This window comes from Streptomyces pimonensis, assembly GCF_041380215.1.
GTDB lineage: Bacteria > Actinomycetota > Actinomycetes > Streptomycetales > Streptomycetaceae > Streptomyces > Streptomyces pimonensis.
Genome location: NZ_JAHWZY010000001.1, coordinates 73,673 through 89,379, shown reverse-complemented (window position 1 = coordinate 89,379; position 15,707 = coordinate 73,673). Strand labels below are relative to the sequence as shown.

The following is a 15,707-nucleotide window of genomic DNA, read 5'->3' as shown; positions in this document are numbered from 1 at the left end:
CAGAATCTTCCCAAGGCGATCACGAACTCTCATATAGTGACCGCGAGTTGCGCGCAGTTGTCGGACCGCGTTCGAAAGCGACCCCCGAATCAGGTCCGGTATCGCCATGGAACCCGCCCGAGGGCCGCGCAGGCATCACGGCGCACGCCCGCGGACCGACCGAGGACCCGACCGAGGACCCTGATTGATGACCTCTCCCCTGCTCCCCGGCGCCCGCCCCGCCCCCCGCAGCCTGCTGCCCGTCCCGCTGCTCACCGCGGCGCTCGCCGCGGTCGCGGTCGCGGTCGCCGCCTTCCTCGTGCCGGACTCCGCGGCCACCGCCGTCATGGTGACCGGGGCGGTCGCCGCCGTGCTGCTGTGCGCGGCCGCCACGGTGACCACGTACACCGTCCTGTCGGCACGGGCCGCCCGGGCCCGGCTGGACGCCGCCACCCAGGACGTCGGCCGGCTGCTCCAGGAACGCACCCGGCTGACGGAGGACTCCCGCCGCCAGCACGAACGGCTGACCGGCGAACTCACCCGCGAGCGGGCCCGGTCGTCCGCCGAGCTGGACCAGGAGCGCAACCGCCTCGCCGAGGCCCTTGCCGCCGAACGCGCCCGCCTCACCGAGCAGTACGCCGCCGACACCGCCCGCCGGGCACGGGAGCACGCCGACGAGCGGGCCCGGCTCACGGACGACCACGCCGCCGCGCTGAAGCTGCTCGCCGAGGAGCACGCCGGGAAACTGCGCCTCATCACCGAGGAACACGACGCCCACACCGCCCGGTCGGCCCGTGACCACGCGGAGGAGCGCGACCGGCTGACCGGGGAGCTGGAGCGGCTCGGGGCGGAGCGGGACCGGCTCACCGTGGAGAACGCGCGGCTGACCGCCCGGCTGCGCGAGGCCGACGGCGCCCGGGCCGCCGCGCTGTCCGCGACCGCCAACGCGGCCGGACGCCTGCAGGCCCTGGCCACCGGCATGCTCGCCGACCTGCGCGCGATGGAGGAGAAGCACCACGACGAGGAGGTCCTCGCCGACCTGCTCCACCTCGACCACCGCACCGCGCAGGCGGGCAGGCTCGCCGACTCCGTCGCCGTCCTCACCGGCGCCCGCTCCGGCCGCCGCTGGGCCCGGCCCATCTCCATGGAGTCGATCCTGCGCGGCGCCATGGGACGGATCAGCGGCTACCAGCGGATCAGGGTCCACTCCGCCAGCGACACCGCGGTCGCCGGGCACGCCGCCGAGGGCGTGATGCACGCGCTCGCCGAACTCCTCGACAACGCCGCGAACTTCTCGCCGCCGACCGCCGAGGTCCACGTGTACGTCGAGGAGGTCCCGGCCGGGGTCATCGTCTCCGTCGAGGACAGCGGGCTCGTCATGGGCGAGGCGCAGCTGCGTCGCGCCGAGCGCGCGGTCTCCGGCGAGTCCACCGGACTCGGGGGCCTCACCGGCACCCGGCTCGGCCTCGCCGTGGTCGGCCGGCTCTCCCGGCGCTACGGGCTCCGGGTCTCCTACCGGCCCTCGGCCCGCGGCGGCACGGGCGTCCTGGTGCTCGTCCCGCAGGACATCCTCGTACCGTCGGACACGACCCCCGCGGCCCCGGTGACGGCCGGCCGCACCACCCCGTCGGCACCCCGCACCGCCACAGCGGCCGGCGCCCCGTCCGTCCCCTCGACGCCCGCCGCACTCACCACGGCGCCCGCCCCCGAGACCCCGCGACCCCGGGCGGCCGGGGTCCTCCCCCACCGCCGCGCGGTGACCGCCCCCGAGCGGCCGGAGCCGGAGACCAGCCACGTCACCGCGCACGACGGCGGCGGCGCGACCGGCAGCGGCACCGCCCCGGCGGACCGGCCGGCGCCCGCCGAGGGCGCCCGCCCCGCCCCCTCCTACGCGGCCTCCCGCGCCGGCGCCGACCTCGACCCCGACCCGGTGCCGACCCACGAGTCCCCGGACCGGAACGCCGACGCCCCGCCCCTCGTGCTGCCCCGCCGCCGCCGGGGCCGCACCCTCGCCGAGGCCGAGCGCACGCGTCCGGGCAACCGCCACGCCGCGCACCGGCCCGCCCCGACCGCCGAGGAGACCAAGGCGCGCACCGCCCGCTTCAGCAGCTTCCGCCAGGCCGTCCGGCCTCCCGCCCCGGACGGCACGACCGACCCGGACACCGGCGCCACCGCCGCCCCGGCCCCCGAAGCACAGTCCACCCCCACTACCCCGGAAGGCGACACCACCTCATGACCGGCACGACGACCGCCGACGAGAAGCTCACCTGGCTGCTGGAGGGCCTGCTGGAGCGCACGCCGGGCGCACGACACGCGCTCGTGCTCTCCCGTGACGGCCTGAAACTGTGCCGCACCCCGGAGCTGTCCGCCGACCAGGCCGACCAGCTCGCCGCGATCGCCGCCGGCATCCAGTCGCTGTCGCACGGCGCCTCCGTCGAGTTCGGCGACGGCAGCGGCGGCGTGCGCTCGGCGATGACCGAGTTCTACGGCGGCGTGCTGTTCATCGTGGAGGCCGGCGAGGGAGCGCACCTGGCCGTCATCACCACCGAGGACGCGGACGCCGGGCTCATCGGACACAACCTGAGCGAACTCGTGGAGCAGCTCGGCGAGCACCTGACCGCGCAACCGCGCACCTCATGAGCAGGCCCGGCAGGGATGACACCCCGGACCGGCTCTACACCCTCACCGGGGGGCGCAGCCGGTCCGGTCCCGACAACCCCTTCGACCTGGTGACCCTGGTCGTCGCCGAGTGCGATCCGGTGCCCGGCATGCAGTCCGAGCACGCGGCGATCCTGCGGCTGACCGAACGCCCCACGGCGGTCGTGGAGATCGCGGCCGAGCTGAGGCTGCCCGTCAGCATCACCCGGATCCTGCTCTCCGACCTCCAAGCGGCGGGCCGGGTCAGCGCCCGTCACCCCCGCAAGGCCGCCGTACCCGACCCCGACATCCTGGAGCAGGTGCTCGTTGGACTCCGCAACCTCTGAGACACGCACGCCACTGGGCGCGTCGGCCGACAACGGCCTGAAGATCGTGGTCGTGGGCGGCTTCGGCGCCGGCAAGACCACGATGGTCCGCTCGGTCAGCGAGATCCGTCCCCTCAACACCGAGGAGACGATGACCCAGGCCGGGGAGGCGGTCGACGACGTCAGCGGGGTGCGCGGCAAGACCGCGACCACCGTCGCCTTCGACTTCGGCCGCATCACCCTCGACGCGCACAACGTGCTGTACCTGTTCGGCGCGCCCGGTCAGGAGCGCTTCTGGTTCCTGTGGGACCGGCTGTTCTCCGGCACGCTCGGCGCGGTCGTGCTGGTCGACACCCGGCGCATCGACGACTCCTGGTACGCCATCGACCGGCTGGAGAAGCACGGCACGCCGTTCATCGTGGCCTGCAACGACTTCGGCGGGCCCACCTTCACCCCCCAGCAGATCCGCGAGGCCCTCGACCTCGACCCGCACGTGCCGCTGGTGAACTGCGACGCGCGGTCCCGGGAGTCCAGCAAGATCGTGCTGATCACGCTGGTGGAGCACGTCCGGGCCCTGTACGCCGACCCGGTCCGAGCCCCCCGTCAGGAGCTGGTGTGAGTCCCGCCTCCCTCCCCAACGTCGTCCGCTTCCAGGGGTCCCTGCTCCAGGACGACCCGGCCCGCGTGTACCGGGAGATGCGGCGCGAGCACGGCAGCGTCGTCCCGGTGGTACTGGACGGGGACGCGCCGGCGTGGCTGGTGCTCGGCTACCGCGAGCTGCACCAGATCACCGGCGACCCGGTGTTGTTCAGCCGCGACTCCGAGCTGTGGAACCAGTGGGAGAACATCCCCGACGACTGGCCGCTGCTGCCGATGATCGGCCGCAAGCAGCCGTCGATCCTCTACACCGTCGGCGAGCGGCACCGCGAACGGGCCGGGATGCTGGGGAACGCGCTGGAGGCGGTCGACCCGTTCGAACTGCGCGGCTACGCGGAGAGGTTCGCGGACGAGCTGATCGACGGCATCTGCCCCAAGGGCACCGCCGACCTGATCGGCGAGTTCGCGATGCTGCTGCCGGTGCGGGTGCTGGCCCGGCTCTTCGGCTTCTCCGACGAGGAGGGCCCGGCCCTGGTCACCGCCCTCAACGACATGATCGACGGGCGGGAGCGGGCCCTCACCGGCCAGAACCACCTGCTCACGTCGATGACGGAGCTGGTGGCCGCCCGCAGGAGCGCGCCCGCCCAGGACGTCGCGTCCCGGATGCTCGCCGACTCCCGCGGCTTCACCGAGGAGGAGATCCTCCAGGACCTGATGGTGATGCTGGCGGCCGGGCACCAGCCGACCGCCGACTGGATCGGCAACTCCCTGCACCTGATGCTCACCGACGCCCGGTTCGCCGCCTCCCTGTTCGGGGGCCGCAACAGCATCGCCGAGGCGATGAACGAGGTGCTGTGGGAGGACACGCCGACCCAGAACGTGGCCGCCCGCTGGGCGTCGCGCGACACCCAGATCGGCGGCCGCCGGATCCGTGTCGGCGACATGCTGCTGCTCGGTCTGCAGGGTGCCAACGCCGACCCCCAGGTGCGCACCGACGGCTCGGCGCTGACCGGCGGCAACAGCGCCCACTTCTCCTTCGGCCACGGGGAGCACCGCTGCCCGTTCCCGGCGCAGGAGATCGCCGAGGTGATCGCCCGGACCGGCATCGAGGTCGTACTGGACCGGCTGCCGGACATCGACCTCGCGGTGCCGGCCGCGCGGTTGACCCGCCGCCCGTCGCCGTGGCTGCGCGGGCTGTCCGAACTCCCGGTCACGTTCACACCCACTCCCGCCCTTGGAGGCTCGCCCGCATGACGGCTGGTACGGACACCATGACGACGGGTACCGAACGGACCCGCATCCCCCTCGACCCCTTCGTCTCCGACCTGGACGGGGAGAGCGCCGCGCTGCGGGCGGCCGGGCCACTGGCCGCCGTGACGCTGCCGGGGGACGTACCGGTGTGGGCGGTCACCCACCACGCCGAGGCGAAGAAGCTGCTCACCGACCCGCGCGTGGTGAAGGACATCAGCGTCTGGACCGCCTGGCAACGCGGCGAGATCGCCCCCGACTGGCCGCTGATCGGGCTGGCCAACCCGCCCCGCTCCATGCTCACCGTGGACGGCGCCGACCACCGCAGGCTGCGCACCCTGGTCGCGCAGGCGCTCACCCCGCGCCGGGTGGAGCTGATGCGGGAGCGGATCACGGAGCTGACCGAGGGCCTGCTGGACCAGGTGGCCGCACAGCCCGGCGACACGGTCGACCTGAAGGCGGCTTTCGCCTACCCGCTGCCGATGTACGTCGTCGCCGACCTGATGGGGCTGGCGCAGGAGCGGCTGCCGCGGCTGAAGGAGCTCTTCGAGAAGTTCTTCTCCACGCAGACCCCGCCCCAGGAGGTCCTCGCGACGCTGACCGAGCTGGCCGGAATCATGGCAGAGACGGTGGCGCACAAGCGCGAGAACCCGGGCGACGACCTGACCTCCGCGCTGATCCAGGCGTCGGAGGACGGCGACCGCCTCACCGACGAGGAGATCGTCGCCACGCTCCAGCTGATGGTGGCGGCCGGCCACGAGACGACGATCTCCCTCATCGTCAACGCGGTGGTCAACCTGTCCCTCCACCCCGAGCAGCGGGAGCTGGTGCTGTCCGGCGAGGCGGACTGGTCGGCGGTGGTCGAGGAGACCCTGCGGTACGCCACGCCGACGTCCCACGTGCTGATCCGGTTCGCGACCGAGGACATACCGGTGGGCGACAAGGTCCTGCCGGCCGGTGACGCGCTGATCGTGTCGTACGCCGCGATCGGCCGCGACGAGCAGGCGCACGGTCCGACGGCCGGCGTCTTCGACATCACCCGCGAGACCGCCAACCGGCACATCTCCTTCGGCCACGGCCCGCACGTGTGCCCCGGCGCCGCGCTCTCCCGCCTGGAGGCGGGCGTGGCCCTCCCGGCCCTGTACGCCCGCTTCCCGGAGCTGGACCTGGCGGTCCCGGCGAGCGAGCTGCGCAACAAGCCGGTGGTCACCCAGAACGACCTGTTCGAGCTTCCGGTGAAGCTGGGCGGGTGAGCGACGCGGGTGGCGGGCGGGCCTCCCCCCGGGTCCGTCCGCCACCCGCCCCGCGTCCCCCCGCCCGTCTCAGCGGACGGACGATGTTTCACCGGGGTTTCCCGCAGCCGCTAGGCTCCGGTCGTGGCTGAGATCCGGATTCCTGCTGACATCAAGCCCGCCGACGGTCGTTTCGGCGCGGGTCCCTCCAAGGTGCGGACGGAGGCGCTGGACGCCCTGGCCGCGACCGGCACGTCCCTGCTCGGCACCTCCCACCGTCAGGCCCCGGTGAAGAACCTGGTCGGCGCGGTGCGCGAGGGCATCCGCGAGCTGTTCCGGCTCCCCGACGGCTACGAGGTGATCCTCGGCAATGGCGGCTCCACCGCGTTCTGGGACATCGCGACCCACGGCCTGATCGAGAACAGGTCCCAGCACCTCACCTTCGGCGAGTTCAGCTCCAAGTTCGCCAAGGCCGCGGAGTTCGCCCCCTGGCTGGCCGAGCCCACCGTCGTCTCCGCCGCCCCCGGCACGCACCCCGAGCCGGCCGCCGAGGCCGGCGTGGACGTCTACGCCCTCACCCACAACGAGACCTCCACCGGCGTCGCCATGCCCGTCAGGCGCGTGGCCGGCGCCGACGAGGGGGCCCTGGTCCTGGTGGACGCCACCTCCGGCGCGGGCGGCCTCCCGGTCGACGTCGCCGAGACGGACGTCTACTACTTCGCCCCGCAGAAGTCCTTCGCCTCCGACGGCGGCCTGTGGATCGGCGTGTTCTCCCCCGCCGCGATCGAACGCGCCGAGCGCATCCACGCCTCCGGCCGCCACGTCCCGGAGTTCTTCTCCCTGCCCACGGCGATCGACAACTCCCGCAAGAACCAGACCTACAACACCCCGGCCCTGGCCACCCTCTTCCTCCTCGGCCGGCAGCTGGAATGGCTCAACGGCCAGGGCGGCCTCGACTGGGCCACGGCCCGCACCAAGGACTCCTCCACCCGCCTGTACACCTGGGCGGACGAGTCCAAGCACGCCACCCCGTTCGTCACCGACCCGGCCAAGCGCTCCCAGGTCATCGGCACGATCGACCTCACCGACGAGATCGACGCCGCCGCCGTCGCCAAGGTCCTGCGCGCCAACGGCGTCGTCGACACCGAGCCCTACCGCAAACTCGGCCGCAACCAGCTCCGTGTCGCGATGTTCCCGGCCATCGACCCGGCGGACGTCGAGGCCCTGACGAGGTGCGTGGACTACGTGATCGAGCAGCTGTAACCGGTCCGTACGCGCGTGGGGCGTCCGGCGATCGTGCCGGTCCGCCGGGCGCCCCTCGCTCATGCGGTGCTCACCTCGCCGTGCAGCTCACGCCCGGCGCACTCCGCCTCCGGGCGTTCGCCGGAGCCGAGGCACGCCGATCCGCTCGCCTCGTCCCGGCCCCGGGCGCCTCACCGGCCGAGCCGCTGGAACCTGCGCACCGCGAGCGGCAGGAAGACCGCCGTCAGGACCACCGGCCACACCCCCGCCATCAGCAGAGCGTGCTGCTCGACCCAGGAGTCGCCACCGCCGACCGGGGTGCCGAACAGCTCGCGGGTCGCCGCCGCCGTGGAGGAGATCGGGTTCCAGGCCGCCACCCAGCCCAGCCAGTCCGGCATCAACTGCGGGGCGACGAGGATGCTGGAGATCATCGTCAGCGGGAAGGCGACCGCGAACAGGCCGCCCGCCGCCTCCGGGTTGGGCACCAGCAGCCCCAGCCACACCCCGGTCCAGATCAGCGCGAACCGCAGCCACAGCAGCAGCCCGAACGCCGCCAGGAAGCCCCAGCCGCCGTCCGGACGCCAGCCCATGGCCAGCGCGGTGAGCATCATGATGCCCAACTCGGCACAGGCGACGGTCAGATCGGTCACCCCGCGTCCGGCCACCACCGCCGAGGAGGCCATCGGCATGGAGCGAAAGCGGTCGATGACGCCCTTGGTGGAGTCGTGGACGACGACGGTCGCGGTGTTGATGAAGCCGAACGCCATCGTCATCACGAACATGCCCGGCATCAGGAAGTCCTTGTAGTCCCCGCCGCCGGGCACGGTCATCGCGCTGCCGAGGACGTAGCCGTAGAGGAGGACCGACAGGATCGGGAAGCCCAGCTGCCAGGCGATGTTGACGGGCTGGCGCCGGTAGTGGGTGAGGCCTCGGCGGACGATGTTCCAGCAGTCCGCGAGCGCCCAGTACGCACGGCCGCGGGCGGCCGGGCCGGTCAGGTCGAGGGCGCTCATGCCGCCGCCTCCTTCTCCGTGGGGTGTCCGGTCAGGCGCAGGAACACGTCGTCGAGGCTGGGCCTGCGCAGCCCGATGTCCTCGACCCGTACGCCCTCGTCCCGGAGGGTGCGCGCCACGTCGGTCAGCGCGGCCACCCGGTCGGTCACGGGGGCGTGCACCCGCAACTCGGTCTCGTCGGACTCGGGTTCGCCGTCGGCGACCCGCGCGACCACCTTCACCGCGCGCGGGATGTCGGACCGCTCGGCGACCACGACCTCGACGCGGTCGCCGCCGACCAGGTTCTTCAGCCCGTCCGGGGTGTCGTCGGCGATGGCCCGGCCCTGGTCGATGACGGTGATCCGGGAGGCGAGCCTGTCGGCCTCCTCCAGGTACTGCGTGGTCAGCAGCACCGTCGTGCCGTCCGCCACCAATGCCCTGACGGCCTCCCACACTTCGCCCCGGCTCCGGGGGTCCAGTCCCGTCGTCGGCTCGTCCAGGAACAGCACGGCCGGGGCGAGGATCATCGAGGCGGCGAGGTCGAGGCGCCGCCGCATGCCGCCGCTGTAGTCGCCGACTCCCCGGTCGGCGGCGTCGGTCAGGTCGAACCGCTCCAGCAGTTCGACGGCCCGCGCCCCGGCGCGCCTGCCCCCCAGGTGGAACAGCCTGCCGAACATCTCCAGGTTCTGCCGCCCGGTGAGCACCTCGTCCACGGCCGCGTACTGCCCGGTGAGCCCGATCCGCGCCCGCACCTCGCGCGCCTGCCGGACCACGTCGAGCCCGGCCACCGCGGCACGCCCGCCGTCGAGGCGGATCAGCGTCGACAGGATCCGCACGGCGGTGGTCTTGCCGGCGCCGTTCGGTCCGAGCAGTCCGTGCACGGTGCCCTCGCGGACGGCCAGGTCGAAACCGTCGAGGGCACGCTTCCCGTCGTAGCGCTTCTCCAGTCCCTCGGCCCGGACCGCGTAACCGTCGTCGTTCATGGGTCCCCCTTCCATTGACTGGGTACACCGTACTCGATTACGCGTACGGTGTACCCGGTTTTTCGCCGCGGACTTAGAATGCCCCCATGGACAGCGGCAGGGGCGATGCGAAGACCAGTGGCGGCGGCGACCTCGCCCGCACCCTCGACCTGCTGTGGGGCACCAGCCCGCGGCCCAGCCGGGGACCGAGGCCGGGCCTGACGCTGGACCGCATCGTGGAGGCCGCCGTCGAGGTCGCCGACCGGGAAGGGATCGGCGCGCTGTCGATGCGCCGGATCGCCACGGAACTCGGCACCGGCACGATGTCCCTGTACCGCTACGTCCCCGGCAAGGCCGAGCTGCTCGACCTGATGCTGGACCGGGTGCAGCGGCCGTCGGAGGACCCCGCCGACCTCGGCGACGGCGGCTGGCGCGCGGCGCTGGAGGCCCTCGGCCGCGCCGCCCTCGCCCTGTACCGCCGGCACCCGTGGCTGCTGGAGGTCAACCAGTCCCGCCCGGTCCTCGGCCCGAGCGCGCTGGACGGCATGGAGAAGGTGCTCTCCCGGATCAAGCCGATGGGCCTGTCCGACCCCGAACTGCTGTCGGCGATCATCATGATCGACGGTTACGTGGTCGGGGCCGCCCGTACGCAGCTGTACCAGGAGCAGGCCGAACGCGGCTCGGGGCTGACGGACGCGCAGTTCTGGGAGGCCCAGCGACCGGCCCTGGAGAAGGCCATGGACAGCGGGCGCTACCCCGTCCTGGCCGGGCTCTCCGAGGACACCTTCGGCCCCGACTTCGACCACTTCGAGTTCGGGCTGCAGCGCCTCCTGGACGGGCTGGAGGTGTTCGTCGCCCGGCGGACGGCACGGTGACGGCGCCCCGCCCGGCCGGTGGCCGGTTCAGCCCCGGCGGCGGCGCCGCACCAGCCCGAACAGGACCGCGACGACGACGGCCGCCGCGACGACCTTGACGGTGTCCCCGCTCCCCTCACCGGCGGCGCTCGCCCCGCCCTCCGCACGGGGGTCCTTCCCGTCGCCGTCCCCGCTGTCGCCGCCGGGCGCCTCCCGGGCCTCGACCGGACTCCGGCCGCCCTCGCTGCCGTACAGGAGCCGGGACCCGTCGGCGGAGTAGGTCAAGGACTCCCCCTGCCCCTGGAGCGGCACGCTCAGCCGTCCTTCGCGCTTCGGCCTCCCGCCGTTCCAGGAGTAGTGGATGCCGCCGAAGTAGCCGCGCACGGCGAGCTGTTCGCCGTCGGGGGAGAGCGCGGCGTCGGTGGCCCACAGATCGACGGGGGCGACCGGCCGGAACACGTTGCTCCCGGACGCCGAGAGCTTCGCGGGCCCCTCGTACAGGTGCCCGCCCTCCTCCTTCTTGTCGATGATGTAGACCCGCCCGGTCTTCGGGTGCACGACCATCGACTCGGCGTCCCGGGCCCCGTCGGAGTACTTCACGACGTACTGCGTGGCCCGCACGGTCGCGTCCTCGAGTCTCTTCGGCTCGGGGAGTTCGTAGATCCAGACGTACGGCCACGTGCCGCCGAGGTTGTCGCCTATGTCGCCGACGAAGATCCTGCCGCCGGGTCCGACGGAGACGGCCTCGACGTCCCGCGGGGTACCGACACCGGTGAGGGTGAGGCGGGCGACGGTCCTGCCGGTGGCGCTGTCGACGGCGTAGAGGTAGGGGCCGTCGTCGCTGTCGTTGTGGGTCCAGTAGACGCCGGGGTGGAGGCGGGAGGCGGCGAGTCCGCTGGACTCGGTGATGCGCGGGTCCTCGATCGTGAACCCCTCGTCGCCGTCGGCTGCGGAGGCGGGCATGGCGAGCGCGCCCGTGAGGAGGGACGCGGCGAGCAGGGCGAAGGGTCGGCGCATGTGCCAAGAGTGCCATTGTCCGGCGCACTTCACGGCGGGTGTCGGGACTCACATCGCGGCGCTCGGGCCGATCGTCCATGATGACCGGGTGCTCAGGTTCATGCCCGTAGGCGACTCGATGACGATCGGGAGCGCGGGTGAACACACCTGGCGCTACCGGCTGTGGCGGCACCTGTGCACGGCGTACGACGGTCCCTTCACGCTGGTCGGCCCGCGCGAGGCGCTCCACGACCCGGCGACGGACGCTCCCACCTCGTACGCGTACGCCGATCCCGGCTTCCCCCGCGCCCACCTGGCCGGCTGGGGCGAGGGCTGGCACCACATGACCCCGCTGATCGGCGAGACCGTGCGCACCTGCCGCGCGGACGTGCTGCTGGTGTCGCTGGGCCTGATCGACCTGGGCTTCTACACCAACGCCGAGCAGACGACGGACAACGTCCGCGCCTTCGTGGCCGCGGCGCGGGAGGCCGACCCACGTGTCCGCGTGACCGTCATGCCGGTGATCCGCAACATCCGGGTGGAGTCGGACCCGGCCTTCGCCGACCAGGTCGACCGCTTCAACGAACTCCTGGCGAAGACCGTCGCCGACCTGGACGAGGCGGGCTCGCCGCTGCTGCTGGTCCCGCCGCCGGCGTCGTACGACTTCCACACGGACACGTACGACGGCACGCACCCCAACGAGAGCGGCGAACACAAGATCGCGGGGGCCTTCGCGGAGGCGATGTGGCGGGGGTGGGGTCTGGGCGGGCCGTACGAGGCGGCGTAGCCGCCGGGGGCTTCCGGCAGCTGCGCCCGGCCCCGTGCCCTGCGCGCCGTGCGTGTCGTCGTACCGTGCGTGTCGTCGTGCCGCGCGGTCGCGCTCGTCCGCGGGCGGCCGCGGAGCAGTGCCACGACGACCGCCCCCGACGGCAGGATCGCGACGGCCGGGAGCGACGACGCACGCCGGCCCGGCGAGACGTCCGAGCGGCTCGAGTCGACATGACGACCACCGGTGCGGACCTCGTTCCCAGGACCGACGGCTTCCCCCGCGAGTGATCCCCTTGCATGGAGCGCACTCCAAGCCGTTGGCTTGACGACCATGAAGTACACACAGCTCGGACGCACGGGACTCAAGGTCGGCCGGCTCGTCCTCGGGACGATGAACTTCGGTCCGCAGACCGACGAGGCCGACAGCCACGCCATCATGGACGCCGCGCTGGACGCGGGTCTGAACTTCTTCGACACCGCCAACGTGTACGGCTGGGGCGAGAACAAGGGCCGTACCGAGAGCATCATCGGCAGCTGGTTCGCGAAGGGCGGCGACCGCCGCGACAAGGTGGTCCTCGCGACCAAGGTCTACGGGAACATGGCCGCCGACGGCGAGGCGTGGCCCAACCACGACAAGCTGTCGGCCGTGAACATCCGGCGGGCCGTCGACGCCTCCCTGAAGCGGCTGGGGACCGACTACATCGACGTCTACCAGTTCCACCACGTCGACCGGAACACGCCGTTCGAGGAGATCTGGCAGGCGATCGACGTCCTGGTCCAGCAGGGCAAGATCCTCTACGTCGGTTCCTCGAACTTCCCCGGCTACAAGATCGCCCAGGCCAACGAGACCGCCGCCCGGCGCGGCGGCACCATCGGCCTGGTCAGCGAGCAGTGCCTCTACAACCTCGCCGAGCGCCGCGCCGAGATGGAGGTCGTCCCGGCCGCGCAGGAGTACGGGCTCGGGGTCATCCCGTGGTCGCCGCTGCACGGCGGTCTGCTGGGCGGTGTCCTCAAGAAGGAGGCCACCCAGGGGCGCCGGGCGAGCGGCCGCGCCGCCGACGCGCTCAAGGACGCCAGGACACGCGAGCAGATCCAGACGTACGAGAACCTCCTCGACGAGCACGGCCTGGAGCCCGGTGAAGCGGCGCTCGCCTGGCTGCTGACCCGTCCCGGCGTCACCGGTCCGATCGTCGGCCCCCGCACGCGGGAGCAGCTGGACTCGGCGCTGCGCGCCCTGGAGCTGGAGCTGGGCGAGGAGCTGCTGGCCTCGCTGGACGAGATCTTCCCTGGTCCGGGGCCGTCGCCGGAGGTCTTCGCCTGGTAGCGGCGGGCGGCGGCGCTACCTGCCCAGCGCCGCCGCCAGCGCCACCATGACGAACATCAGCACGAGCGCACCGGCCATGATCCGGTTCCGGGTCTTCGGGTCCACGCCTTCGAGCCTAACCGGCCGCGCCCAGCGACCGGCGGGCGACCGCCTCGTAGCGGGGCTGCTCGCCCGGCACCCCGGACGCCGGCAGGTCGCTGCGCACCAGCACCAGCTCCTCCACGGTCCAGGCGCGGCTGCGGAAAGCGTGCAGGGCCGCCACGTACGGCCTTACGTCGACGGCGTCCCGGCTGCGGGCCACCGTCAGGTGGGCCTTGTACCGCCGGTGCCCGTCCATGGCCACGCCCGCCTTGCGCGCCGCCGCCTCGGCCCGCTCGGCCAGCAGCCGCACGGTGCGCAGGTCTCCTTCCGCGCCGGCCCACAGCACCCTGCCGTGTCCGAACTGTCCCCCGCCGCACAGGGCCAGCTCGAAGGGGTCCGTCCGGGCCGCGGCCCGCGCCAGCCGCGCGGTCAGCTCCGGTACGAGCTCATCGCCGGCCTCTCCGTAGAACGCCAGCGTGAAGTGCCATCCGGCCCGCCCGGTCCACCGCATCCCGTCCGCCCCGGGCAGCCTCCGCAGCTCCGCCACCTCGGCGGCGAGCTCCTGGAGCACGTCCTCGGGGGGCAGCACGGCGGCGAAGAGCCTCATGCGTCCAGTGTCACCCGCCTCCGGGGGACACGGGTACGTCCACGCGTGCCCCGGTCACCGTGCGTACCGTCACACGGGTACGTCCACGCGTGCCCCGCTCACCGTGCGTACCGTCACACGGGTACGTCCACGCGTGCCCCGCTCACCGTGCGTACCGTCGTACCGCGCGGCTGCACGCGTCGAGCGGCGGCCGGGGAGGAGCGCCACGGTGACCGTCCCCGAGGACCGGGGCGAGAGGGCCGGGAGCGGCGACGGGCCCACACCCGGCATGATGTACGAGTGGCCGGAGAGGATGCCCGTCCCCGAGGGTTGCAGGGCCGAGACCGTCGGTGGCACATCCTCACGGCGCCGCAGCGGGGCGCCTCTGGGGGATCACCCCGGACGTCGTCGAGCGGCTACGCGTGAAGCACCCGCGCAAGCGCGTCGGGCCCGACGTCCGCGGCCGGCCGCGGCCCGGTGGCGGTCACGCCACCGGCGCCAGTGCCTCCTCACGTTCCCGCGGTACGAAGCGGACGCTGGGGTGACCGCGGTGCCAGCCCACCGACAGGCGCAGCCCGCCGACCCTGGCCAGGATCAGGCCGATGACGGACGCCGCGGCCACCGCGACCGCGCCGCCGGCCGCGAAGCCGACGCGGGCGCCGTAGGTGTCGGTGATCCAGCCGACGACCGGGGCGCCGACCGGGGCGCCGCCGAGGAACACCATCATGTAGAGGGCCATGACACGGCCCCGCATGACCGGGTCGGTGGCCATCTGGAGGCTGGTGTTGGTGGTGACGTTGACCGTCATCGAGAACAGGCCCAGCGGGACCATGATCAGGGCGAACATCCACAGCTGCGGCGACGCGGCGGCCAGGATCTCCAGCGCGCCGAACGCGATCGCGGCCAGGATCAGCAGCCGCAGCCGGGCCGTGCCGCGCCGGGCGGCGAGCAGGGCGCCGGAGACCGAGCCGACCGCCATCAGCGTGTTGAACATGCTGTAGACGCCCGCGCCCCCGTGGAAGACGTCGTCGGCGAAGGCCGAGAGGTAGACGGGGAAGTTGAAGGCGAAGGTGCCGATGAAGCCGACCAGGACGATCGGCCAGATCAGCTCCGGGCGTCCGGTGACGTAGCGCACGCCCTCCCGCAGCTGCCCCTTCCCGCGCGGGGCGCGCTCCACGGGGTGCAGTTCGCGGGCGCGCATCATCATCAGGCCGGCCAGCGGCGCGATGAAGGACAGGCCGTTGAGGAGGAACGCCCAGCCGGTGCCGACGCCGGTGATCAGCAGGCCCGCCACGGCGGGGCCGACCAGGCGGGCGGACTGGAAGTTCGCGGAGTTCAGGCTGACCGCGTTCTGCAGCTGGCCGGGGCCGACGAGTTCGGAGACGAAGGACTGGCGGGCCGGGTTGTCGACGACGGTCGCCAGACCGAGGGCGAAGGCGGCGACGTAGATGTGCCAGACCTCGACCCGTCCCGTCAGGGTGAGGACGGCGAGCACGAGGGAGGTGAGGGCCATCGCGGTCTGCGTGACGAGCAGCGTGGGACGCTTGCGCAGGCGGTCGACGAGGACGCCGCCGTACAGCCCGAACAGCAGCATGGGCAGGAACTGCAGGGCCGTGGTGATGCCGACGGCGGCCGAGGAGCCGGTGAGGCTGAGCACCAGCCAGTCCTGGGCGATGCGCTGCATCCAGGTACCGATGTTGGAGACGACCTGGCCGAGGAAGAACAGGCGGTAGTTCCTGACCCGCAGCGAGGAGAACATCGAGCCCGTGCGGGCGGGGGCGTCGGGTGCGGCCAGGGTGTCGTGAGGGTCAGGTGCGGGGACGGAAGCTGCTCCGGATCCCGTACTCAAAAGCGTTCGCCTCCTGTGTACTGCTGTGCTGTGT

General features: G+C 72.9%; 15 protein-coding genes. 10 read left to right on the top strand and 5 right to left on the bottom strand.

Features of this window, described 5'->3' with window-relative positions:
• The first annotated feature begins 187 nt into the window (after window positions 1-187).
• The 7 genes from KYY02_RS00465 to serC all read left to right on the top strand — a co-directional run bounded on the left by KYY02_RS00465 (window position 188) and on the right by serC (window position 7,282).
• The gene (locus KYY02_RS00465) at window positions 188-2,215 is read left to right on the top strand and encodes an ATP-binding protein (RefSeq protein WP_371235368.1); all 2,028 of its coding nucleotides are present in this window, start codon (window positions 188-190) and stop codon (window positions 2,213-2,215) included.
• Entirely contained in the window at window positions 2,212-2,619 is a 408-nt protein-coding gene (locus KYY02_RS00460; RefSeq protein WP_371235367.1) for a roadblock/LC7 domain-containing protein, read from the top strand. The genes KYY02_RS00465 and KYY02_RS00460 overlap by 4 nt, the downstream gene beginning before the upstream one ends.
• Window positions 2,616-2,963 carry a DUF742 domain-containing protein gene (locus KYY02_RS00455; protein ID WP_371235366.1) on the top strand — a complete coding sequence of 116 codons (348 nt, stop codon included), beginning with the start codon at window positions 2,616-2,618 and terminating at the stop codon, window positions 2,961-2,963. The genes KYY02_RS00460 and KYY02_RS00455 overlap by 4 nt, the downstream gene beginning before the upstream one ends.
• The gene (locus tag KYY02_RS00450) at window positions 2,944-3,561 is read left to right on the top strand and encodes a GTP-binding protein (RefSeq protein ID WP_371235365.1); all 618 of its coding nucleotides are present in this window, start codon (window positions 2,944-2,946) and stop codon (window positions 3,559-3,561) included. Before KYY02_RS00455 ends, KYY02_RS00450 begins: the two co-directional genes overlap by 20 nt.
• Entirely contained in the window at window positions 3,558-4,793 is a 1,236-nt protein-coding gene (locus KYY02_RS00445) for a cytochrome P450 (protein ID WP_371235364.1), read from the top strand. The genes KYY02_RS00450 and KYY02_RS00445 overlap by 4 nt, the downstream gene beginning before the upstream one ends.
• Window positions 4,790-6,040, top strand: a complete 1,251-nt coding sequence (locus KYY02_RS00440; RefSeq protein WP_371235363.1) for a cytochrome P450 family protein — start codon at window positions 4,790-4,792, stop codon at window positions 6,038-6,040. Before KYY02_RS00445 ends, KYY02_RS00440 begins: the two co-directional genes overlap by 4 nt.
• Window positions 6,041-6,163: 123 nt before the next feature.
• Window positions 6,164-7,282: a phosphoserine transaminase gene (serC, locus tag KYY02_RS00435; RefSeq protein WP_371235362.1), complete on the top strand. Its 1,119-nt coding sequence runs from the start codon at window positions 6,164-6,166 to the stop codon at window positions 7,280-7,282.
• Between the two features lie 170 nt (window positions 7,283-7,452).
• Here the strand turns inward: serC and KYY02_RS00430 are convergent, their stop codons facing one another.
• Window positions 7,453-8,274, bottom strand: coding sequence for an ABC transporter permease (locus KYY02_RS00430; RefSeq protein WP_371235361.1), 822 nt, complete (start codon window positions 8,272-8,274; stop codon window positions 7,453-7,455).
• A complete protein-coding gene (locus tag KYY02_RS00425) occupies window positions 8,271-9,236 on the bottom strand; it encodes an ATP-binding cassette domain-containing protein (RefSeq protein ID WP_371235360.1) in 966 nt (321 codons plus the stop codon). The genes KYY02_RS00430 and KYY02_RS00425 overlap by 4 nt, the downstream gene beginning before the upstream one ends.
• 86 nt (window positions 9,237-9,322) lie before the next feature.
• Here KYY02_RS00425 and KYY02_RS00420 point away from each other — a divergent pair, with 86 nt between their 5' ends.
• Window positions 9,323-10,090, top strand: coding sequence for a TetR/AcrR family transcriptional regulator (locus KYY02_RS00420; protein ID WP_371235359.1), 768 nt, complete (start codon window positions 9,323-9,325; stop codon window positions 10,088-10,090).
• Between the two features lie 27 nt (window positions 10,091-10,117).
• Here KYY02_RS00420 and KYY02_RS00415 read toward each other — a convergent pair whose 3' ends face one another.
• A complete protein-coding gene (locus KYY02_RS00415; RefSeq protein ID WP_371235358.1) occupies window positions 10,118-11,086 on the bottom strand; it encodes a TolB-like translocation protein in 969 nt (322 codons plus the stop codon).
• A 118-nt stretch (window positions 11,087-11,204) separates the two neighbouring features.
• Here KYY02_RS00415 and KYY02_RS00410 point away from each other — a divergent pair, with 118 nt between their 5' ends.
• Together KYY02_RS00410 and KYY02_RS00405 are read left to right on the top strand one after the other, a co-directional pair.
• Window positions 11,205-11,852, top strand: coding sequence for a GDSL-type esterase/lipase family protein (locus KYY02_RS00410; protein ID WP_371235357.1), 648 nt, complete (start codon window positions 11,205-11,207; stop codon window positions 11,850-11,852).
• Between the two features lie 312 nt (window positions 11,853-12,164).
• Window positions 12,165-13,157 carry an aldo/keto reductase gene (locus tag KYY02_RS00405; RefSeq protein WP_371235356.1) on the top strand — a complete coding sequence of 331 codons (993 nt, stop codon included), beginning with the start codon at window positions 12,165-12,167 and terminating at the stop codon, window positions 13,155-13,157.
• Window positions 13,158-13,272: 115 nt separating this feature from the next.
• Here KYY02_RS00405 and thpR read toward each other — a convergent pair whose 3' ends face one another.
• Window positions 13,273-13,845 (bottom strand): RNA 2',3'-cyclic phosphodiesterase, encoded by a 573-nt coding sequence (gene thpR / locus KYY02_RS00400; protein ID WP_371235355.1) that lies wholly within the window; start codon window positions 13,843-13,845, stop codon window positions 13,273-13,275.
• 463 nt (window positions 13,846-14,308) lie between these two features.
• A complete protein-coding gene (locus KYY02_RS00395) occupies window positions 14,309-15,673 on the bottom strand; it encodes an MFS transporter (protein ID WP_371235354.1) in 1,365 nt (454 codons plus the stop codon).
• Window positions 15,674-15,707: the final 34 nt, after the last annotated feature.

Bases quoted from the DNA above. Each gene is read 5' to 3' on its own strand.
- KYY02_RS00465 (WP_371235368.1), top strand. From the start codon at position 188: ATGACCTCTCCCCTGCTCCCCGGCGCCCGCCCCGCCCCCCGCAGCCTG.
- KYY02_RS00460 (WP_371235367.1), top strand. From the start codon at position 2,212: ATGACCGGCACGACGACCGCCGACGAGAAGCTCACCTGGCTGCTGGAG.
- KYY02_RS00455 (WP_371235366.1), top strand. From the start codon at position 2,616: ATGAGCAGGCCCGGCAGGGATGACACCCCGGACCGGCTCTACACCCTC.
- KYY02_RS00440 (WP_371235363.1), top strand. From the start codon at position 4,790: ATGACGGCTGGTACGGACACCATGACGACGGGTACCGAACGGACCCGC.
- KYY02_RS00430 (WP_371235361.1), bottom strand. From the start codon at position 8,274: ATGAGCGCCCTCGACCTGACCGGCCCGGCCGCCCGCGGCCGTGCGTAC.
- KYY02_RS00425 (WP_371235360.1), bottom strand. From the start codon at position 9,236: ATGAACGACGACGGTTACGCGGTCCGGGCCGAGGGACTGGAGAAGCGC.
- KYY02_RS00420 (WP_371235359.1), top strand. From the start codon at position 9,323: ATGGACAGCGGCAGGGGCGATGCGAAGACCAGTGGCGGCGGCGACCTC.
- KYY02_RS00415 (WP_371235358.1), bottom strand. From the start codon at position 11,086: ATGCGCCGACCCTTCGCCCTGCTCGCCGCGTCCCTCCTCACGGGCGCG.
- KYY02_RS00410 (WP_371235357.1), top strand. From the start codon at position 11,205: ATGACGATCGGGAGCGCGGGTGAACACACCTGGCGCTACCGGCTGTGG.
- KYY02_RS00405 (WP_371235356.1), top strand. From the start codon at position 12,165: ATGAAGTACACACAGCTCGGACGCACGGGACTCAAGGTCGGCCGGCTC.
- thpR (WP_371235355.1), bottom strand. From the start codon at position 13,845: ATGAGGCTCTTCGCCGCCGTGCTGCCCCCCGAGGACGTGCTCCAGGAG.